General features: G+C 56.7%; 17 protein-coding genes. 8 read left to right on the plus strand and 9 right to left on the minus strand.

The window, feature by feature from the left end; translation table 11 throughout:
* Positions 1 to 92: 92 nt before the first annotated feature.
* Together ACP5OT_RS07715 and ACP5OT_RS07720 are read right to left on the minus strand one after the other, a co-directional pair.
* On the minus strand, positions 93 to 713 hold the full coding sequence (locus tag ACP5OT_RS07715) for a ComF family protein (RefSeq protein ID WP_428131814.1): 621 nt from the start codon (positions 711 to 713) through the stop codon (positions 93 to 95).
* A 115-nt stretch (positions 714 to 828) separates the two neighbouring features.
* Positions 829 to 1,941: an RNA-guided endonuclease InsQ/TnpB family protein gene (locus ACP5OT_RS07720; protein WP_424674845.1), complete on the minus strand. Its 1,113-nt coding sequence runs from the start codon at positions 1,939 to 1,941 to the stop codon at positions 829 to 831.
* Positions 1,942 to 2,064: 123 nt separating this feature from the next.
* Here ACP5OT_RS07720 and ACP5OT_RS07725 point away from each other — a divergent pair, with 123 nt between their 5' ends.
* From ACP5OT_RS07725 to ACP5OT_RS07740, 4 genes are all read left to right on the plus strand, one after another.
* Positions 2,065 to 2,241 (plus strand): DUF2256 domain-containing protein, encoded by a 177-nt coding sequence (locus tag ACP5OT_RS07725; protein WP_428131817.1) that lies wholly within the window; start codon positions 2,065 to 2,067, stop codon positions 2,239 to 2,241.
* An 82-nt stretch (positions 2,242 to 2,323) separates the two neighbouring features.
* Entirely contained in the window at positions 2,324 to 3,184 is an 861-nt protein-coding gene (locus ACP5OT_RS07730) for a deoxyribonuclease IV (protein ID WP_424674843.1), read from the plus strand.
* Between the two features lie 51 nt (positions 3,185 to 3,235).
* Complete coding sequence (locus ACP5OT_RS07735) at positions 3,236 to 4,078, plus strand: helix-hairpin-helix domain-containing protein (RefSeq protein WP_428131820.1); 843 nt, start codon at positions 3,236 to 3,238, stop codon at positions 4,076 to 4,078.
* The gene (locus ACP5OT_RS07740; protein WP_424676115.1) at positions 4,071 to 4,856 is read left to right on the plus strand and encodes an alpha/beta hydrolase; all 786 of its coding nucleotides are present in this window, start codon (positions 4,071 to 4,073) and stop codon (positions 4,854 to 4,856) included. Before ACP5OT_RS07735 ends, ACP5OT_RS07740 begins: the two co-directional genes overlap by 8 nt.
* Positions 4,857 to 5,023: 167 nt before the next feature.
* Here the strand turns inward: ACP5OT_RS07740 and ACP5OT_RS07745 are convergent, their stop codons facing one another.
* From ACP5OT_RS07745 to ACP5OT_RS07755, 3 genes are read right to left on the minus strand one after another with little or no spacing between them, the layout of a single operon-like run.
* Positions 5,024 to 8,017 carry a SpoIIE family protein phosphatase gene (locus ACP5OT_RS07745; protein WP_424676114.1) on the minus strand — a complete coding sequence of 998 codons (2,994 nt, stop codon included), beginning with the start codon at positions 8,015 to 8,017 and terminating at the stop codon, positions 5,024 to 5,026.
* Complete coding sequence (locus ACP5OT_RS07750) at positions 8,018 to 8,767, minus strand: anti-sigma factor antagonist (protein WP_424676113.1); 750 nt, start codon at positions 8,765 to 8,767, stop codon at positions 8,018 to 8,020.
* A gap of 44 nt (positions 8,768 to 8,811) precedes the next feature.
* Entirely contained in the window at positions 8,812 to 9,162 is a 351-nt protein-coding gene (locus ACP5OT_RS07755) for an STAS domain-containing protein (RefSeq protein ID WP_015941283.1), read from the minus strand.
* A gap of 151 nt (positions 9,163 to 9,313) precedes the next feature.
* Between ACP5OT_RS07755 and ACP5OT_RS07760 the strand changes: the two genes are divergently transcribed.
* The gene (locus ACP5OT_RS07760; RefSeq protein ID WP_428131822.1) at positions 9,314 to 10,375 is read left to right on the plus strand and encodes a hypothetical protein; all 1,062 of its coding nucleotides are present in this window, start codon (positions 9,314 to 9,316) and stop codon (positions 10,373 to 10,375) included.
* Between the two features lie 90 nt (positions 10,376 to 10,465).
* The gene (murA, locus tag ACP5OT_RS07765; protein ID WP_424676111.1) at positions 10,466 to 11,758 is read left to right on the plus strand and encodes a UDP-N-acetylglucosamine 1-carboxyvinyltransferase; all 1,293 of its coding nucleotides are present in this window, start codon (positions 10,466 to 10,468) and stop codon (positions 11,756 to 11,758) included.
* 3 nt (positions 11,759 to 11,761) lie between these two features.
* Here the strand turns inward: murA and ACP5OT_RS07770 are convergent, their stop codons facing one another.
* From ACP5OT_RS07770 to ACP5OT_RS07780, 3 genes are all read right to left on the minus strand, one after another.
* Positions 11,762 to 12,427 (minus strand): SOS response-associated peptidase, encoded by a 666-nt coding sequence (locus ACP5OT_RS07770; RefSeq protein ID WP_428131824.1) that lies wholly within the window; start codon positions 12,425 to 12,427, stop codon positions 11,762 to 11,764.
* Positions 12,428 to 12,447: 20 nt separating this feature from the next.
* On the minus strand, positions 12,448 to 12,861 hold the full coding sequence (locus tag ACP5OT_RS07775) for a hypothetical protein (protein ID WP_424676109.1): 414 nt from the start codon (positions 12,859 to 12,861) through the stop codon (positions 12,448 to 12,450).
* 130 nt (positions 12,862 to 12,991) lie between these two features.
* Positions 12,992 to 13,705 (minus strand): hypothetical protein, encoded by a 714-nt coding sequence (locus ACP5OT_RS07780; protein WP_424676108.1) that lies wholly within the window; start codon positions 13,703 to 13,705, stop codon positions 12,992 to 12,994.
* 437 nt (positions 13,706 to 14,142) lie between these two features.
* On the opposite strand from ACP5OT_RS07780, the gene ACP5OT_RS07785 reads away from it, so the two are divergent.
* Both ACP5OT_RS07785 and ACP5OT_RS07790 read left to right on the plus strand, forming a co-directional pair.
* The gene (locus tag ACP5OT_RS07785) at positions 14,143 to 16,275 is read left to right on the plus strand and encodes a S8 family serine peptidase (protein ID WP_428131827.1); all 2,133 of its coding nucleotides are present in this window, start codon (positions 14,143 to 14,145) and stop codon (positions 16,273 to 16,275) included.
* Complete coding sequence (locus ACP5OT_RS07790) at positions 16,272 to 17,288, plus strand: hypothetical protein (protein ID WP_428131832.1); 1,017 nt, start codon at positions 16,272 to 16,274, stop codon at positions 17,286 to 17,288. Before ACP5OT_RS07785 ends, ACP5OT_RS07790 begins: the two co-directional genes overlap by 4 nt.
* Before the next feature lie 73 nt (positions 17,289 to 17,361).
* Here the strand turns inward: ACP5OT_RS07790 and ACP5OT_RS07795 are convergent, their stop codons facing one another.
* A complete protein-coding gene (locus tag ACP5OT_RS07795) occupies positions 17,362 to 19,797 on the minus strand; it encodes a hypothetical protein (RefSeq protein ID WP_424676105.1) in 2,436 nt (811 codons plus the stop codon).
* Positions 19,798 to 19,830: the final 33 nt, after the last annotated feature.

A 19,830-nucleotide genomic window follows, 5' to 3' on the forward strand; every position in this document is an offset into this window, starting at 1 on the left:
TGTGGGCGCCAGCGGCGCGCAGGGCGGCGGCGCAGGCGGCGAGGGTGGCGCCGGTGGTGAGGACGTGGGCGACGCAGGGTGGCGTGATGCCGTTATCCTCCGGCATCGTCCATCACCGAGCGGGCCAGGGCGAGGGCACTGACTGTGTGGGCGCCAGCGGCGCGCAGGGCGGCGGCGCAGGCGGCGAGGGTGGCGCCGGTGGTGAGGACATCATCGATGAGGATAAGCCGGGGCGGGGGTGGTGTCGATCCGATCCACACGAAAGCCCCAGCAACGTTGGCGGTACGGGCTGGGGCTTCCAGTCGGGCCTGTTGGTGGGTTGCGCGCACGCGGGCGAGGCCGTCGATTAGCGGTGGTGCGCCGGGACGTTGGAGACGAGCCGCTAATTCGGCGGCCTGATTGAAGCCACGTTCGCGCAGCCGAGTTGGGTGTAGCGGCACTGCGATGAGGGCATCGGCGTCGAGCGGTCCGGCGACAGCAGCAAGGAGATCGCCGAGCGGACGCGCGATTCGCCGGCGATGACCGTATTTGAGCCGATGAATCGCGTGAGCGAGGCCACCTTCGTAACGGAACGCTACCCGTGCCGCAGTTAGTCCGGTTGGCGGCGGGAATGGTGGGTAGGGACGGAGCCGAGCGCGACAGTCGGCGCAGAACAACTCTCCGGTGAGACGACCGCATCCGGCACAATGGTCTGGAAACAACCATCCAATCATGTGACTAATCCCAGTCCCCTTTTCAGGATGTAGGCTTCTATAAAGTTTCTCCACGGCATAGACGTTCATACCGGTAGCAAACCTTCGCCCCAGTCCCTTTTCAGGAGGTAGGCTTCTAGGGATTTCTACCCAAGCTGTGTAGTCCCACAGCTAAAATGTTTAACGCAGCATTGTGATCGCGGTCGATTTCTAAGCCGCATGTTTGACATCGGTGCAGTCGCGTTGATAGATCTTTTTTGACGATGCTACGACATCGGCTGCACCGTTGTGAGGTGCCGCGCGGATCAACTTCTACAAACATCCTACCGGCGCTTGCAGCCTTGTAGTGTGTGTAGGTGATGAGCTGTCGCCATGCTGCATCGGAGATACTTTTTGCGAGGCGACGAGCCTTGATCATCTGTGCGATGCGTAGTTGCTCGAATACGATGACGTCGAATTCATTGGCGAGCCGCCGACTGAGTTTGTGGGCGAAGTCTTTGCGGCGGTTTGTGATCCGTTCGTGAATGTGGGCTACCACTTTTTGGCGTTTCGCTCGTTCGGGTGTGTTTTGCTCGGTTTTCGCCAGCCGACGTTGGGCTTTGCGCAGGGCTTTTTCGTCTTTGCGAAAGAAGCGTGGATTGGCGATCACTTCACCGGTTGATAGTGTGGCAAATTGTTGCAATCCAACATCAACGCCGACTGCGCGGTTAGTTGGTGGTAATGTTTTGGGGTGCGTTTCGACTACGAATGATGCATACCATTTTCCTGTTCGTGTCCGACGAATTGTTAGTGTCTTGATAGTGCCTGCAATTCGGCGATGTACGATCATCCGTACTCGCCCAATGTTGAAAAGGTTGATCCACTGCCCATTGATGCTGAGACTGTATCCCACTTGCCTGAATGTGAAACTGTCATACCAGCCGCGTCCTTTGAAGCGTGGAAAGCCTGCTTTGTGCCCACGCTTGATGCGCCGCACAAAGGCTTCCCATGCATGATGTACTCGTTTCTGAATGTCCTGTAAGACGTGATAGTGGATTCGTTTAAGTTCGGGATGGCTTGTTCTCCAACTCGCAAGTAGGGCGTTGGTTTTGCCTAGTTCGATGTGTAATCGCTGGTTTTTCCATACCTGTTTGCGGTAGGCTAGCGTTTCGTTGTATACCCAACGACAAAGCTCAAGCGTCTGTTCAAGCAGACGTACTTGGCCTTTTGTTGGGGTGAGGCGATATTGATATGCTTTTAGTTCTGTCATCCTCGCTCCTTGGGCGTGAGGTGAGGTGTTGGGTTTAGTTTGTTGTTGCTGTCGGTTTGACCCATGTCTGGCGAGTTTTGGTACTCTACTTATATACCGTTTGAGTCGGCAAAAGGATTCGCTATGGCGCGCACAAAACTTACAAATGCTACCGCTCATACTCCGAAACGTAAAGGCCAATTACCTACGAAAGTCTGTGTCGGGTGTGGTCGCCCGTTTGAATGGCGTAAAAAGTGGGCACGCTGTTGGGATGAGGTACGCTATTGCTCAGAGCGTTGTCGGCGTGCCGCGCGCTTGTGATATAGGGCGCGAAAGGTGCCGACAAGGCGTGATATAATTGCTATATCTGGTATCCGCCGGCAGTGAAGATGAGGAAGTTGGTATGCCCCGATTCGGCGCACATATGTCTATTTCAGGCGGTGTCTCGAAGTCGTTTGCGCGCGGCGAGTCGGTTGGGCTTGATGCTATGCAGATTTTCGCCAAGAATGAACGACAATGGGTGGCGAAACCGATTTCTGCCGAAGAGGTGGCTGCATTTCAGGCTGAACAGCAGCGTACCGGTATCCATCCGGTGATCGTCCACGACTCGTATCTGATCAATCTCGCTGCTCCCGCTGATGATCTGCGTGAGAAGTCGATTGCAGCTTTTGCTGATGAACTTGAACGCTGTGCCCAGCTTAAGATACCCTATCTCGTAACCCATCCCGGTGCTCATACTGGGATTGGTGAAGAAGCCGGTTTGGTCCGGGTTGCTGATGCGATCAGTCGCTTGCTCGTCGAGGGTGTGGGTGGTCCGACGATGATCTTGCTTGAAACGACGGCTGGTCAAGGGACAGCTTTGGGGTATCGCTTTGAACATTTAGCTCGCTTGTTTGAGTTGATCCCTTACCACGACCGCCTCGGTGTCTGTGTCGATACGTGCCATATCTTTGCTGCTGGCTACGATATTCGTGACCCCGATACGTATGCCGCAACGTTTGCTGAACTCGACCGCTTGGTTGGTCTGGAACGGGTAAAGTGTTTTCATCTGAACGATTCGCAAAAGGATTTGGGGAGCCGGGTTGATCGCCACGCACATATTGGGCAGGGGTGCATCGGTACGGAGGCATTCCGGCTATTGGTTAATGACCCGCGCTTTGCCCATCTGCCGATGATTATTGAGACGCCAAAGGGTGAAGATATGGCGGAGGATCGAATGAATCTGGCTCTGTTACGATCCTTGGTACAGATGACGGCAGCGTAGGTGTCGAGGTGTGATGTGGATTCGTGTGAGTATGATGGGGAGCACACGACTATGTGGCGGAAGTTGTTATTTGTTGTTCTCCTAGTTGGAATTGGGTATCTGATTTGGCGCCGTATGCAAAGCGGTACCGAGGTATTGCCTTCGTTTGTACCGTCACCCGCGAAACCGGTGACTCCGCAATCGACCCCGCCGACTTCCTCTTCTGTAGAAAGTGGGCCGCGTCCGGTGGTGACGCAGGTGCATCGCGGTGAGCCACCGAAACAGACATCGATGAGTGCTGCTCCTAGTAGTACGTCTACGAGTGGGCCGCGTCCGGTGGTGACGCGGGTGCATCGTGGTCCACCGCCAGAGACTCGTCGTCGCCCTATGTCGACTGGTGAGACGATGGTTAGTCGGAATGGTGCCGGTGAGCCTTCGTCAGATCAGGTCTCATCTGCGTCGGTTTTGTCTGAGGTGTCTTTGCCTCTGTCAGAGGTACCGTCATCCGCTACTCCAGTATCTCAAGCACGCGACCCGGCGGCTGCGGGGCCGAGCACGTTGGGGGCAAGCGCCGAGGAAGCACGCGACCCGGCGGCTGCGGGGCCGAGTACGTTGGGGGCAAGCGCCGAGGGAGCCGCTCCAGCGACTCCTGATACGAGGAGCGAGGAAGAAGAGATTGCTGAGCTAATCGAAGCTTCAGCAGCAGTAGATTTCACACCGGTTGATATTAATCGCGCCGACCGCGCCACACTCATAACTTTACCCGGTATCGGACCGGTACTGGCCGATCGAATCATCGCATACCGTAAAGCGCACGGCCCGTTTAAAAGTGTTGATGATCTGATAGCTGTGTCAGGCATTGGTGAACGTAATATCAACGCCTTCCGCAAGCTCGTCTACGTTACGCATGACTGAACCGTATTTGCTGCCACGTGGCAACCATGCCTGCTTACTGATCCATGGTTTTGTCGGTGACCCTAGTGAGATGCGCAGCCTCGCTAATTATTTAGCTGAGGCTGGTCTTACTGTGCTTAGTGTGCGCCTACCTGGGCACACCGGTCATCCCGAAGACTTAATGGCGGTCAGTTGGCGTGACTGGCTTGCGGCTGTGCGGCAGGCATTTGATTGGTTGACCGACCGTTATGCTACCGTTTCGGTGATCGGATTTTCGCTCGGTGGGGCATTGGCAGCCCTGCTCGCCGCCGAACGACCGGTGCATCGGTTGGTGATGTTGGCGACACCGTACCGCCTCGGTGGCGACTGGCGGATAGACTTGTTGGGTGTGGCGCGCTACGTTGTGCCGTGGTTTTATCTGTTGGCGCAAGCTGATTTTTCTAGTCCCGATCTGCGGGCTTCTATTTGGCGACGACAGCCTGACCTTGATCTCGATGATCCGGCAATTCAGCAGATGTTACGCCGATCGGTTAAGGTGTCGGTGGCAGCGATTGATGAACTACGCCTGGCGTTGGCAGCAGCTCGGCGTGTGCTACCGGAAGTACGAACGCCGGTGTTAATCGTCCACGGTCGGGATGACAATACGGCTGACCCGGCAAGTGCTTCAGCGATTGCGGCACGGATCGGTGGTGTGAGTTGCGAGGTCGTCTATTATCCGGCGACCGGCCATCAACTGTTGTTGACCGGACCGTACCGGCAGACGATTTTTCACCGGATTGGCCGGTTTTTGTCAAGATAGGGCGGGACATTCCTACATCCCTACATATTTGTCTCGCAGCCAACAGTCGCTTGGCCGAGGGTCAGAGCTGTTTCGCTATGCAAGTTCGCTCTCTGTCGATGGTTGTCGGTTCTCTCGCACAAGGATTGCATTCGCCATCGGAATGTGCGCTGCTACTACCTCCAAACTTACGTTGACGCACGTTTAATCACGATCAGCGTAATATCGTCAAACGGTGGTTGGCCGTGACTATGACGAGCAACGGCAGCCAAAATTGCTTGCATAATAGTTGCTGCCGGTCCTATGGCGTAGGCCTTGATCACCGCCCGTAAACCATCAACATCAAAGGGCACAAGCAGTTCATTGATCGTCTCAGTTGCACCATCTGTATAGCAGACCAACACATCCCCCGGTGCTAACTGTGCCTCCGCCTCCGCTAATGTCGCTTCCGGCAACACTCCTAACGCAATACCGGGTGTACGTAGCTCTTCGATCTCACCGGTAGCTGCGCGGTACAACAGTGGAGGATTATGTCCGGCACACGTATAGCAAAGCTGACCGGTGATAAGATCAAGGCGGGCGTAAAAGAGGGTAACAAACATTCCCGACTCGGAATCGCGGTAAAGCCAGCGGTTGGCGCGTTCCATCGCTCGTGCCGGTGCCGAGCCATCGAGTGCAGCAGCGCGCACCAGCGAGCGCGCCATCGTCATAAACATGGCAGCCGGTATGCCCTTATCACTCACATCGGCGATGACGAACCCTAGTTCGCGAGGTGGTTCGGTGCCGGTCGGCAATGACCAAAAATCGTAGAAATCGCCGCCGACCAGCCGGGCCGATTGCCACGCAGCTTCTATCTGCCAACCGGCAACGTTCGGTAAACGAGTGGGCAGCAGCGATTGCTGAATCTCGCGCGCTACACGTAACTCTTGTTCGAGACGAGCAGCTTCGGCAGCTTCGGCAGCAAGCAGCAAACTTTCCAGCGCACCGGCAATCTGAGCCGCAGCACCGGTGCAAAGGTTCTGCTGGCGCGTACTCAGTGAAACGAACGGATCGTTGTAATCCAGCACCAAGACACCGAGGAGTGTGTTACGGGCACTGATCGGTAAGCCAACCAAAGTACCGCTGCGCGCTACGGTTATCAGTGTCGGCCACTGATCGGCATTGTCTTGGGCCTGCCAGAGCAGTTCGAGCCGTGGTTGATCCGTCTCGGCGGTCCGTTCTCGTAACCGCCAGAAAAACGGTGAACGTGTCGGCTGGTTTAGAACACCGGTACGTGCTGTGGCCGGCAAACCGTACACTGCACGTACCACAAAATCACCCTGTTCGCGATCCCACAAGGCAACATAACAGCGTGGACACCCCATCAGGAGTGGTGGTAAGCGCACCACCGTTGCCAGTAGATCGGAGAGTGTCGTCGCCCGACCGATATTTTCGGCGATCTGGAGCAGTGCATTCAGCGTCCAGGCTTCCTCTTGTTGAGCAGTGTAGGCATTAGCACTCTCAATCGCAATCGCAATCTGATCGGCCAACGTCCGGATCACGAACAGATCATCTTCATCGAAATCGTCCGGTTCATCGCTCTGCACATCAAGCACACCGATCACCGTCGTACCCACACGCAACGGTACCGCCAATTCCGAGCGAGTCTGTAAGGTATCGCGAATCGCACGATGGTCGTTCAGCACATCACCGACCAATACCGGTTCGCCGCGTTGCACTGCTTCACCGACCAACCCCTGACCGATACGCAGTGAAAGCGCACGTAACCGTTCGAGATCAGCACCATCGGCGGTAGAAGCACGAAAGTAGATTCGCTCATCGTCGGGTGAGAGGGTAAAAATGTGTACCGGATGATAGCCGAAACGCTCACGAATAAGTTGCACGATCGAGGGTAACAACCGATCGAGATTGAGAATAGCGGTAATTTGCTGGCTTACCTCACGTATCGCTTGCAACTGATTGGCCCGCTGACGTGCTTCGTGAAAGGCTCGCGCCCGTGCGATTGCCACAGCGGCCTGATCGGCGATGAGTGAGATCAGCCGCAGATCGTTAGCGTCAAATGCCGACGGTTCGTAGCTTTGCACCGAAATCGAACCGATCACCGTCTCACCGGCAATGAGCGGCACATAGATACCCGAACGTGGCGGTCGTTCGCTCTGATAACGTGGACGGGCGGGGAGGCGATCCATCTCGCGCGTAAAATCCTCGACCAGAATCGCCCGTCCGGTTTCGCGAATCCAGCCGATCAGACCGCTATTTTCCGACAGATCGACAGTGAGCCGTGGCAATCGTACCCGATCTTGGACCCGCACCACGAGCGTGTAGTAATGACCGTTGAAGAGACCAAGGTGGAACGATGAGGTGTCAACTATCCGGCTCGCCTCGCGGTAGATCAACTCACAAAGGGCATCGACATCAAGTTCGCTACGGATGATCGCCCGGCTCACTTCGTTAAGCCGTGCCAACTCGCGCATCGAGCGACGCTGGCGTTGGAGGTTGAGCGATGAGCGACGCAAAATCGCTGCTGATGCAACTAATGCTCCTCCGGCCAGTATCAAATGGAGCATACCGAGATCGTGGGCAATCGCTGCGCCCAGCCATGCCAGTGGCAGCGGAGCCATCTCTGCACCGAGGATAGCCGGCCACGCCGAGCGCCACCACGTTGCCAGCCCGCTGTAGCCACCCTGCAACAGCTCACGCCCGATCCGCCCAAGTTGAGTCACGAATGGAAAGCTAAGCAGTGTCCAGCCAAATACATGCGACATCGGTAATGCCGTCAGTGGTTGACCGCTTGAGATAGTGGCAAGCCATGCACCGACCAGCAAACCAAGCGCGCGTAAACCGCTCCGTAACAATGGTCGTCCCAAGAGCGAAAACAGAGTACGCGGACGGTTGGTCTGCAACAGAATCGTCACGCCAGAGACAAATCCCTCGACGGCTGCGATCCATGCCGCAGGAATAGGTCCTAGCGCGAGACTAGCGCTGACCAATACCAATGGGGCAAGACTATGAACATCGGCAGGAGGGGTGCGGAACGCAAGCAGATCAACAGCGAAGGCCAGTACAGCGAACAATACCACCAACGCCGGTACTGTCGGTACGGTTGGTAACAGTAGCAGCCAGCCCCATGCCACCCCGCCGACGATAAAACCGTACCATGTCAGCAGGTGTTCGCGCGACAATCAACGCCTCTGGGAAAATGCTGCCCGAGCTTCAGCCACAGAAGGATGAATGTTGAACACCTGGGTGAAGCCGGTGATAGTGAAGACTTCATAGACTTGAGGTTGAAGCGCCGCCAGTCGTAGCTCCCCACCGAGCGTCATCAACTCTTTACGGATGAGGAGAAGGGCGCGCAAGCCACTGCTCGACAAAAACGACACAGCGCTCAGGTCAAGCACAATCTGACGTGCACCTTGGCTAATCCGTTCGCTCACCAACTTGGTTAGGCGAGGCGCGGTAAGCGCATCGATCCGATCATGCACCGGAACGACCTGCACTTCATCAGAAGACTCTGGCCGATCGTGGGGCAGGTACTTTACCATAGTCAGTAAATTGCCGCCCTGTGGCGAAAACTCAAAGCGGACTTCATCCATCAAGCGGGTAATCAGATAAATACCTAAGCCGCCAACCTGACGCTCTTCAAGCGGTGATGTAATGTCTGGCACCGGCACAGCATTGGGGTCAAATTGGCGACCATGATCACGAACGGTCACAATAAACCGATGATCATGACACTGCCAACTCAGGGTTAGATCGCCGGGCCGATCGGGATCGTAAGCGTGCTGAATGACATTTGTGACGGCCTCATCAACAGCGAGCTGGACTTGCCATGTTGCCCGATCATCAAGACCGCAACGTTCGGCAGCGGCAGTAATAAACGCGCTAATTTTAGCTAATGCATCGAGGTCGGCGGTAAGGGTAATACTCTCCATGGCGATCGGGTAGACCGGTGTATACGAACCGGCATTGAGCAGGGCTAAAACGATCCAACTGCTTCGACGGTATCGCCATAGATCTCGAACAGCGAGCTAAAGCCGGTTAGGTCGAAGACTTCTTTTATCCGAGGTGGTAAGTTGGCAATACGCACATCACCACCTTCAAGATCGGTGATTTTCCATTCCCGGGCCTTTTTGCGCGCTTCGATCAAGACACGCAAACCGGGGCTACTAATATATTCAAGCCGGCTGAGATCCAGGACAATGCGATAACGACCGTCGTTAAAAATGGACTCGATGAGTTGCTTGAGTTGGGGAGCAGTAGCTGCGTCAACACGCCCGATAACCTCAATGAGATCAACTCGATTGAGCCGGCGGTGAGTGAGTTCCATCCTTAGTTCCTCCTCAACAGGCGCTTGCGACGCATCAAGCGATACTGAAGTACATTATACCATACAGTTGCAGAGTTCAGAAAAAGAGGCAATGTCCGTGCTATAATGACACCGCCGGTAGGATCGGCCGGTTATTTAGAGGTATGTCATTATGCCGAAATGGAACGATCTCAGTGTTGCTTTTAACACACTGCGCGAAATTGATGTTGCGGCAATCCGTACCGAAGCCGAACGACCACTAACCATTGTCTGTGTGGGGGCAGTGGGGGTGTGTCAGGAGATTGCAACCCGCCTCGAGCGTGGTACCCAACGGTACGGGCCGATCGGGCCTTCACCAATCCAGCTCGCAAGTTTGGCGACGATCATACCCGATGAGTTACACAGTGTCGATCTTATTATTATCGGACTTGAACGTACTACTCGTCTCTCGGCGCGTGAATTGACGACGATCGATCGATTAGCTGCCTTAGCATTACCGACCGTTGTCGTAGTATGGGGGACGGCGCTACCGGCTGACGCCGGGCCATTGCATCCGCGCGTTGCCCATGCTCGGTTGTTGGTGGTGCCTGATCCAATGACACCTGATGTTGATGAACAATTGGCAAGCGCAATCCTCGACCGCTTACCGACTGAGTTGCACCTTGCGGCAGCTCGGCGGTTACCCGGTCTACGGGCAACCGTAGCGCGCCAATTGATCAATAACGTCTCGTTTACCAACGCTTCATATGTACTGGCAACGGCTTTACCGGCGCAGATTCCAATCTTTAATGTGCCGTTTGCCGCAGCCGATATCCTGGTCTTGACCAAAAATCAAGCGATACTCGTGTATCGGCTCGCTCTTGCCTACGGAGCACCGCCCGATATTCGTGAGCGATTGCGAGAAGTTTTGCCGGTGATCGGAGGGGCTTTCATCTGGCGCCAATTAGCGCGCTCGCTCGTCGGGCTGATACCGATCTGGGGGGTAGCGCCAAAGGTAGCAATTGCCTACGCCGGCACGTATACCACCGGAATGGCAGCGTGGCGCTGGTTTGCCGAAGGCGAAATTATCGATCAAGCGCGTTTAAAAGAACTAGGACGCGAAGCATTGGCATTGGGCCGCGCACGAGCTGCCGATCTGATTGCACAAGCTCGTCGTACCGGTGCCATCCAAGTCAATCGTTGGCAACGTTGGGGAGAGGCGTTGCGCAGCCGGTTTCGCCGGAAAGAAAAGTAACCGCTTGGCAAACATCGGCTCGCCCTGTGCCGTATGCCGCGGACGCCAACGGCTGATTGGAGATTCAACACCACAATAGGAATAAACCGTATGGATCATTTTGTGATTGAAGGTGGGTACCGACTGTCCGGTTCGATCCGGCCAGCCGGCAACAAGAATGCCGCCCTCCCTTTACTTGCCGCCAGCTTGTTAACCGATGAGCCGGTAACGTTGCGTAACATTCCGGATATCGGCGATGTACGCACCAAACTCGCGTTACTGGCCCACCTTGGTGTTCAGATCGAGCAACCTGCACCGAATGTCGTGCAATTGCATGCCGCTCATCTGCCCTCACACGACCCTGATGTTGCGCTAGCCCGTCGTATCCGTACCTCACCCCTGTTAGCCGGTCCGCTCTTGTTTCGGCGTGGCTACGTCACATTACCGCGTCCCGGCGGAGATGCAATCGGTCGGCGGCGGCTCGATACCCACTTGCTGGCGTTGCAGGCGTTGGGTGTGCATGTTGAAGTGACGCCAACCAGCTACATCTTGACAACCGAAGGGTTGCGCAGTGCCGACCTGTTTCTCGATGAGATGAGCGTGACCGGTACCGAGCAAGCGATCATCGCTGCTTCAGTTGCCGAAGGACATACCACGATTGCCAATGCGGCTTCTGAGCCACACGTCCAAGATCTCTGTCATTTTCTCAACCAGATGGGGGCGCGGATCAGCGGTATTGGTACCAACCTGCTCGAAATCGAGGGGGTCAGCCGTTTACGCGGGGCGGATTATACGATTGGCCCCGACTTTATGGAGGTAGGATCGCTGATCGGGTTGGCAGCGGTTACCCGAAGTGAATTGCGGATCGTCGATGCGCGGCCACGTGAGCATCGCATGACCAAGATTATGTTTGGGCGCCTGGGAGTGATGTGGCGTGAAGAGGGTAACGACATTATCGTTCCCGCCGATCAAGAGTTAGTCGTGCGTCACGATCTGCACGGGGCGATTCCAAAGATCGATTCGGCGCCATGGCCCGGCTTTAACCCTGACCTGATCAGTACGGCGATTGTGGTCGCCACGCAAGCGCGTGGGACCGTTTTAATTCACGAGAAGATGTTTGAGAGCCGTCTGTTTTTTGTTGACCGGCTGATCGGCATGGGGGCGCGGATCGTGCTCTGCGATCCGCACCGAGCGGTTGTGGTCGGGCCATCGCAACTCTACGGCGAGCCAGACGGGTTACCTAGCCCGGATATTCGGGCCGGTATGGCCTTGGTCACAGCGGCGCTATGTGCGAAGGGGCGAAGTGTCATCTACAACATCGGTCAAATCGACCGCGGCTACGAGCGGATCGAAGAGCGGTTAGCCGCTCTTGGTGCGCGAATCAAGCGGGTGCGGTCGGCGTAGGGTTTAGATCGCAGCCGGCTCAATCAACGCCGGTCCATCGTTACGCACCTGATTTACCGCCTTACCGACCGGATAGCTGTGGAGGGCCACCGGTGGCGGAGTAAGGCAAAATGCATGCAGGCGTGGAATATCGGTCGCCGGATCGAGCCAGAAAGTAGTGAATTCCGGTGGCACAATCACCGGCATCCGGTTGTGGATGGGAGTAACTATCTCATTCGCGGTGGTGGTCAAGATCGTGCAACTCTCGATCACTTCACCGATAGGCGCCTGCCATTGATCCCACAGCCCGGCAAAAGCCATCAGATCATCGGCCACCGGAGTGAAGTAAAACGGCTGCTTACCGGTTGCCGTTGTCTGCCACTCGTAGAAACCGGAGGCCGGAATGAGGCAGCGACGGCGACGGAAGGCGGTGCGAAACGACGGTTTTTCGAGTACCGTTTCGCTACGAGCGTTGATCAACTTCACCCCGACTGAGGCATCTTTCGCCCACGAAGGGATCAAGCCCCAACGCATGGATACCCCCTCCCGTCCGTCGTTGCCTTCTCGTACTACCACCACCGGCTGGGTCGGTGCGATATTGTAGCGTGGTTGGAGATCGGAGATTGGAGGAATAGCAAAACGTTCAGCTAATTTGGCCGATGAAACGGCTAAGGTATAACGCCCACACATCGTGCAACCATCACGTAAGCTTAAAAAGAGTCGTTGTCTTTATCGAGCGGCGTCGTTGCGCCGGTTGATGGCTCACCGCCGGCAGGGGGCTGCATCCGTCTGATAAACTCGGCCAACTGCTTGTTAAGCTGATCGATCCCTTGGGCAAGCGCATGTTGCAACTCTTGGGCTGCTTGGCTCCGCTCAAGCTCGTGCAACTTTTGTTGACCACGTTCGGCCAGCTCTTGCAAGCGCGGGTCGTCGGCAATGGTTTTCAAAGCCGACTGGACCTGCTCGCCAAGGTTGCGAAAACCGCTCACCAACTCTTGCTGGACCTGGCGCGTGTGCTCGTTGTCGATTGCAGCGCGAAACGCTGTTTCGAGCTGTTGGCCTAACTCGCGCAGGGCTGTGCCGAGGTCGGGTGGTTGGTTGGGGGATTGATTCGATTGTGTCATGGTTGTCTCCTTATGGTAGCAACTTTCCGGTAACGATTGACCTCCACGTCAGCTATGTGCGAGATGAACGGGACGTGCAGGTAGTTATATGACGAAGGGAGCGATGAAAACGTTGCGCTCGATGTACCGTTTAGCGGCGTCGGCGCAAGAGCAACCAAAGGCTAGCAACAACGATCAGCGTACCGAGAGCGGGTCGAGTGCTACGGGCAGGGCCTTGGGCAGCAAGCGATGCGACATCGCCGATGGTGGATGGGCAGGTCGGGGCACTGTGGGCTGGCAAAGCGATTTGCGCTGTCGTATAGTTGCGACGGCGGGCTACGGCGTACACGTGCGCGAGTGGTGGAGCTAGCTCACCATCGCCAGGGAGCAGGTCAATTAGTTCGGCGCGAAAGAGGGCAAGTGGTAAAAGCGGATCGGCCTGATCGCTGACCAAAATCTGCTTGAGGAGCGCGGTGTGGGTACGGTGCAGCAAGCTGGTAGGCGCCGGTGTCCGCATACCGGTGATGATGTCTTGCCCATCGTAGGCGGTCAGCAATCGTTCAAGGGCTGAGGCTGAGGGTGGGGTTGCCGCATCAAACGCCAAGACCAGCTCACCACCGATCAGGGTGCAAGCGTCGCGTAGCAGATAGGCCGGACGACGCGGCTGACGATGGTATGTAGCATAAACGAACGGACGAGTAGCAGCGCGGTTCGCAGCGTCGGTGGCTGCCGGTCCGGCAGCAATAATGATCTCGTAGTTGGTGCTAAAACGGGCGGCAGTAGCGGCGGCACCGGTGACTGCTCGCTCGACGTGGGTGCCATCGGTGGCCCACATCACGACTGAGAGGTTATTGATCGTAGACACAAGGATCCTCCACCTTGAATCGTATTGATAGCAGTATAGCATAAAGCACGTACCGAGCACATTCGAATTGAAGAGTGGTAGCAGGTCGTTGAAAATATGTTTAGTATTTCTAAATAAATGCTTTTGCATGAACAATTTTTCATCTGAACGTTAAAAATTTGTCATTAATTTTTATGGTGCTTGTCTTGACAAATATATTCACTCGGTTTAATCTTCTCTCCACCATTTTCCCAACCTCAGCTCATCTTGCTAGCATCGTTGCTGCTGAGTAACCGGAACAACGGGATATACCAATTCCGGTGTCTCATTGTGCGCTCGCTCAGCCTTGAATAGGTCGTTATCCGATGACCAAAAGAAAGGAGGTCCAGAGTAAGCAATCTCGACAGCGCAAGTGTTAAATCTCTTTCCTGTATTGTGATAGGAGCTGAGGAGTGTTTATGCATTCGATGCCAAAACGACCGTTGATTACACTGGCGGTAAGTTTGTTACTGACGATAACACTGGTCACACCGATTACCGCTCAACCGCCCCGCCCGATTCCTAAACTCGATGCTTTACGTCTAGATGAACCGGTAACCCTCGATCAAGCACCGATCAAGCTATCACCGAGTCTTATTAATGTGACCGGACGGCAATCTGTTGTCATTCGTCTCAGTGAGAATCCAACCGCACGTATCCCACAGGGTGCCGCACAAGCGGCCCAACTCAACCGTATCAGCCAGCAGCAGGAGCGAGTTTTGGCGCGGTTACGCGCTATTGATCCGACACTGATCGAGCTGGCACGGCTGCGTGTTGCGCTGAACGCCGTTATCGTCGAAGTAGATGGTGCAGCACTGTCAGCCTTGGCCCGTGATATTGAGGTTGTGCGAATCAATCCAGTGGTCGATTATGAGCGTGCCGATCAACCCCCGATGGAGACGGTGCCGTACATCGGAGCCACGCCCGAAGTACAAGTCGCCGGCTATCGTGGTAAAGATGTACGGGTAGCCGTGCTCGATAGTGGTATCGATTATACCCACGCTGCATTTGGCGGCCCTGGTACGCTCGAAGCGTATCAAGCGGCATATGGCACGAGTCCCTCCGATTCGCGCAACACGACTCTCGATGGCCTCTTCCCAACCGATCGGGTCAAAGGGGGCTATGACTTTGTCGGCGAAATGTGGCCGAATGGGCCGCTGATGCCAGATCCCGATCCGATCGACTGTGGTGTATCCGGTTTGAGCAGCGGTACATGTGCTGGCGGGCACGGCACCCATGTCGCCGACATTATCGGCGGCCAACAGGGAGTAGCGCCGGAAGTCGATCTGTTTGCAGTGAAAGTCTGCTCGGCGGTATCGTCGTCGTGCAGTGGCGTCGCTATTCTCCAAGGCCTCAACTGGGTAGCCGACCCCAACGGCGACGGTGTCACCGATGATCACATGCACATTGTGAATATGTCGCTGGGTGCGTCGTATGGGCAGAACTACGACGACGACGCGGCGATTGCCGTCGATAATTTGCAGCCGCTCGGCATCTTGGTTGTTGCTTCGGCGGGCAATAGCTCCGACCGCCCCTACATTACCGGCACACCGGCAGGGGCACGCACGGCCCTTTCGGTGGCACAGACGGCGGTACCAAGTGATTCATCGTATCCGATTACTGTACTCAGTACAACGGTGTACGGTGTTGCCCAGCCGTGGGCGCCGATCCCGAGCACAGCGGTCAGTGGTACCTTGATTTATGGTGCAGCGCTGGGTAACGCACTTGGTTGTACCGCGTACCCACCCGGTTCACTGACCGGCCAAATTCTCCTGGTTGACCGCGGCACCTGCGCCATCAGCGTCAAGGGGTCTAATGGAGCAGCCGCCGGTGCTGTAGCTGTGATTGTGGCAAACAACGTGGCCGGTGCAGTCCCGCCGACATTCGGCTTCGGTGGTGGCTCACCGACCGTACCGGTACTATCGATCACACAGACTGCCGGCAATGCTTTGAAAGCGCGGGTAAATAACTCGGCGACTATCGACTTTGCGAATCCGGTCAGCAACGCCGGTAGCGTGGTTGGCACATCGTCGCGCGGACCGACCATGGGTCAGATGACCTATGGCAATCAGATTATGTACGGTCAGATCATCAAGCCGGAAATCGGCGCACCGGGCGCCTCGATCTCGGCGGTGGCCGGTAGTGGCACCGGCGTTGAACCATTCGGTGGGACCTCTGGAGCTGCTCCGATGGTGGCTGGCGCAGCGGCATTGCTTTACAACGCCTCAAACTGGAGCCTCTCACCGTGGGAGCTGAAGGCACGTCTGATCAACACGGCGGAAACGAATATCTACAACGGTCCGCCGGTCTTCGTTGGTTCGGCCTTGGCTCCAATTACCCGTATCGGTGGTGGTGAGGTACGCATCAACCGCGCAATCGCGGCACAGGCCAGTGCGTGGGAATTGAGCAACGGAGCAGCGACTATCTCATTTGGGTTGGTTGAGGCAACGCGCAACCCGACCACGCTACGCCGCACGATAGTCGTGCGTAACTACGGCAATACGTCGCCTATACGATCACGCCGACCTTCCGCTTTGCTAACGATGCAGTGAGTGGGGCGATTACCCCAAGCACATCGGTAACCACAATCACGGTGCCGCCGCGTAGCCGGCGCACGTTCACGCTGACGTTGCGCATTGATCCGACGAAACTGCCGGTGTGGATACTCAATTCAGGGCCGAACGGAGGCAACGGTGCAGCGCTGACTGCCGTCGAGTACGATGGCTATCTGGTGCTTGATGCGCCTGGTACTGCTAACGACTTGACGATGCCGTGGCATGTGTTACCGCGGGCTGCAGGTAACGTGAGCGCACCCGCTTCAGTACGGGCGACGACCGGCAGCCCGGCGATGGCGCGTTTAACCAACACTGGCGCCAATCCAGTATCGGTTGATCCATTCACGCTGATCGGGAGCAACACCACTGTGAATGCTTCACTAGGGTCCGGAATGCAGATGCCGCCCATGGATCTGCGTTATGTGGGTGTCCGTGCCTTCGATGGGACCGGCATTTGTCCGGCTAATAGCCCGCTGATCCAGTTTGCAGTTACGACGCACCAGCGGATTACCCATTCCAACTATCCGGTGGAGATCGATCTGCTGTTCGATACCGACCGTAATGGTACTCCCGATTATGTTGGCTACACGGCGGAGGTTGGTAACTTTGCCAGTGATGGACGCAATGCCTTCTTTGTCGGTCCGGTAGGTGGACCGTACAGTGCCTTCTTTTTCACTGCTCATGCAACCAACAGCGCGAATACGGTGCTGACACTGTGTGGCAGTCAAATCGGGGTGGCGAGCCTTGGTCAGCAGATCAACGTCGATGCCTACACTTACGACAACTACTTCACCGGCTTCGAGTTGAGCAAGATTGAGGGGATAAGCACAGTGCTCGGCGCACCACGCTTCGATATTGACACCGGTAGTGGGGTGGTACCGGCAAACGGTTCGCTCACGACGACTGTGTACCGCTTCAACGCCCCAAGTGATGTGACCGATTCAGGCATTCTCTTGCAATACTCCTTCGCGCCGGCAGGTCGCGAGGCGAGTGCGATCATTGTCCGTTAGGCGGTCGCGTTACAACACCATCAACCACGGCGGGCTAGGGGCTTGTCGTGGTTGATGGTTGAACCGCACCTTCCTACCTGCGTTCGGCTATCGTGCTCCCCGGCCAGCGGTAGCGCACCCCCGGTGGCAAGTGTAGCGTCTCATCACCGAGCCGGCCCAGGCCAAAGACAGTGCCATCAGTATTGCGTTCGAGGCGGGCATATTCCGTCCACTGCACGATCCAACCGTTGCGGAACAGTTCACCGCTGAGCGGTTGGCCGAGGTCGGCTATTTGTTCGCTATAGTTGGTAAATCCCGGACAGATCGTTGTGGCCGGTGTTCCGGTGAAACACTGTGCGCTACGCATCGTTTCGGCGAGATAAAGTTCTCTGCCCAATGAGCGTATGGAGATGGTACTATCACGTGCTTCGAGACACACCCGCTCGAAGCATTGCAGCCATCCCCACGTAAATGGCACTGCCGGCATAAGAGGCCAGCCGACCCGTTCAACCGCCCCAAGCTCGGCCCACGCCCGCATAAAGGCTGCCGGCACAAAGTAGCCGGTTTCGGTGAAGAAACTGCCGCCTTGCGCCTCAATAGCAATCGTAGCAACCGGCTGCGGCGCGATGAGGTCATGACCATTGCTGTCGCGCAGGCCGACGGCTAGTTGATACGTGCCGGGCAATAATTCGAGCGGCAACGCAATCGGCTGCATGTGCTCGATGGGAGCCGTCGTTGACCAGCGCGCTGGTGGCAGCGCGCCGTAGAGCAAGGGTAGCTCGCTGTGGGCAGCGACGCGATTGCCGGCAAAGAGCACCCGTACCACGACCGTCAGGTCGTCTGCCGGGTACTGATCGATCCGCTGCCATTGCAAGCTGAGTGTGAGGAGTTGGCCCGGTTCATAGGCGACACCGAGCGGTGGAGCCAGTTGCACCCCGGCCAGTTGCACTCCGCCTGCCGCCACCGGCTGCAACGGCGGTTGGGCCGGTCCGGTGGCGACCGACCGGTAGCGGTCGATCAGTCCCAACGAACCGTCTTGGGCATACCGGTGCTGTATAATCGTGATCATCTCTGGCGTCAACCAGTTACCGAGGTAATCGAGCAAGATCAACGGTGGTTTGCCATTCGCTAATTCTTGCAACAGCGTGGTCTGATCGGCTAAGCCTTGATCGAGTAATTGGCGAAACTCGAAGACAGGAATGCGTGCAGTGACACCGGCCCCACTGGCGAGACCGGGCACATCGGTGAAGATGACCGGCCCGGCGGTGCGTGCTTCGCGCGCTAACGCCATACCGGTGCGCGTCAATGCCGCCAATACATCGGCTTCACGCCGGACGTCGGCCCACAACCCATACTGACCAAAGGCCAAGCGGGGTGGGCTAGGCTCGATCAACCCTGCCGGACGCAGCCGGTTGGCGTCCCACAACGGCGGATAGTAGAGCAGACTGAGGATCAGCAGGCTGCTCATTGCAAGTGACCGAACGGACCGGCGTTGGTTCACAGCGGTGAGCGTGCTCCATCCCAAACCGCACAGCCAAATCAGGCCGGCGTACCACTCGAAGAAGTAGTTGGCATACGCACCGACCTTCCCTACGCCAATGGCGCCGAGGGTGCCGGCCAATGTGTAGGTGAGGGCCGGGAGGAGCATCTTCCGTCGTTCGGTGCGCCACACAATAGCTCCACCGAGCAGGGCGGCGATGGCGAGAGGCCAACGCAGCGTCAGTTGCTGCCGCCAGAAGCCGAGGGCTAAGTCTGCTTCCCAGCGGTTTGCGTTGGCGGCTATCACGTGGATCAGGAACCAACCTTGGGTAGCCCAGGCGAGAGCTGCTACGATGCCACCACCGGCCAGTGTTGCAGTCGCAAGAAACGTCAGTAGTGCATAACGGGCATGTGGTTCGGGTTGGGGACGGAGCCGGATCCATTCGGCGAGGAAGATCGTAGCGGCGGCCAGCGGCCCGGCGATCAGTGAGGGCTTGGTCAAGAGACAACCAACCGCCAACCCACCGGCCAACGCTCCCCGCCAGACTGGAGGCAGGCGATCGTTATCGGCTACCCACACTGCCCACAGCCCTAGCGCGACTCCTAGCAGATCAACCCGCATAAGTGGCATCCACTCGCGCACCACCGGTACAGCCAACCAGAGCAAGGCCAGCCATGCCCCGCGCCGCCCGATGAGTGCGGCCAACGCCGCAGTCGCTGCGATTGCAGCGGCGAGCGCGATTAATCGTCCGGCAACTAATGGCATACCGATCAGGACGGTTAGGCCGGCACTTAGCAGTAAAAAGAGTGGCGGGTAATTGACGATCAAAAACGGAGCGCGCGATGGATCGGCGTACAACTGATGGAGATCGTATCTATCGGTCAAATGACGAACCTGCGCCAGTAACGGCCCTTCGCCGTAATCGAGTGGGAAGGGAAACGAAAGCAACAGACGAACGTGCTCGGCGGCGTACCAGATGTAGAGAGTCACCAGACCGGCTAGGACGCTCAACAATATTTGATCAAGCCAACGTAATCCTGCATGTCCCATGGTAAGATAGAACTCACCGAGCAACGGTGCTCG

The organism is Chloroflexus sp., from assembly GCF_049970315.1.
Lineage (GTDB): Bacteria > Chloroflexota > Chloroflexia > Chloroflexales > Chloroflexaceae > Chloroflexus.

Bases quoted from the DNA above. Each gene is read 5' to 3' on its own strand.
- ACP5OT_RS07715 (WP_428131814.1), bottom strand. From the start codon at position 713: ATGATTGGATGGTTGTTTCCAGACCATTGTGCCGGATGCGGTCGTCTC.
- ACP5OT_RS07720 (WP_424674845.1), bottom strand. From the start codon at position 1,941: ATGACAGAACTAAAAGCATATCAATATCGCCTCACCCCAACAAAAGGC.
- ACP5OT_RS07725 (WP_428131817.1), top strand. From the start codon at position 2,065: ATGGCGCGCACAAAACTTACAAATGCTACCGCTCATACTCCGAAACGT.
- ACP5OT_RS07730 (WP_424674843.1), top strand. From the start codon at position 2,324: ATGCCCCGATTCGGCGCACATATGTCTATTTCAGGCGGTGTCTCGAAG.
- ACP5OT_RS07735 (WP_428131820.1), top strand. From the start codon at position 3,236: ATGTGGCGGAAGTTGTTATTTGTTGTTCTCCTAGTTGGAATTGGGTAT.
- ACP5OT_RS07740 (WP_424676115.1), top strand. From the start codon at position 4,071: ATGACTGAACCGTATTTGCTGCCACGTGGCAACCATGCCTGCTTACTG.
- ACP5OT_RS07750 (WP_424676113.1), bottom strand. From the start codon at position 8,767: ATGGAGAGTATTACCCTTACCGCCGACCTCGATGCATTAGCTAAAATT.
- ACP5OT_RS07755 (WP_015941283.1), bottom strand. From the start codon at position 9,162: ATGGAACTCACTCACCGCCGGCTCAATCGAGTTGATCTCATTGAGGTT.
- ACP5OT_RS07760 (WP_428131822.1), top strand. From the start codon at position 9,314: ATGCCGAAATGGAACGATCTCAGTGTTGCTTTTAACACACTGCGCGAA.
- murA (WP_424676111.1), top strand. From the start codon at position 10,466: ATGGATCATTTTGTGATTGAAGGTGGGTACCGACTGTCCGGTTCGATC.
- ACP5OT_RS07770 (WP_428131824.1), bottom strand. From the start codon at position 12,427: ATGTGTGGGCGTTATACCTTAGCCGTTTCATCGGCCAAATTAGCTGAA.
- ACP5OT_RS07775 (WP_424676109.1), bottom strand. From the start codon at position 12,861: ATGACACAATCGAATCAATCCCCCAACCAACCACCCGACCTCGGCACA.
- ACP5OT_RS07785 (WP_428131827.1), top strand. From the start codon at position 14,143: ATGCATTCGATGCCAAAACGACCGTTGATTACACTGGCGGTAAGTTTG.
- ACP5OT_RS07795 (WP_424676105.1), bottom strand. From the start codon at position 19,797: ATGGGACATGCAGGATTACGTTGGCTTGATCAAATATTGTTGAGCGTC.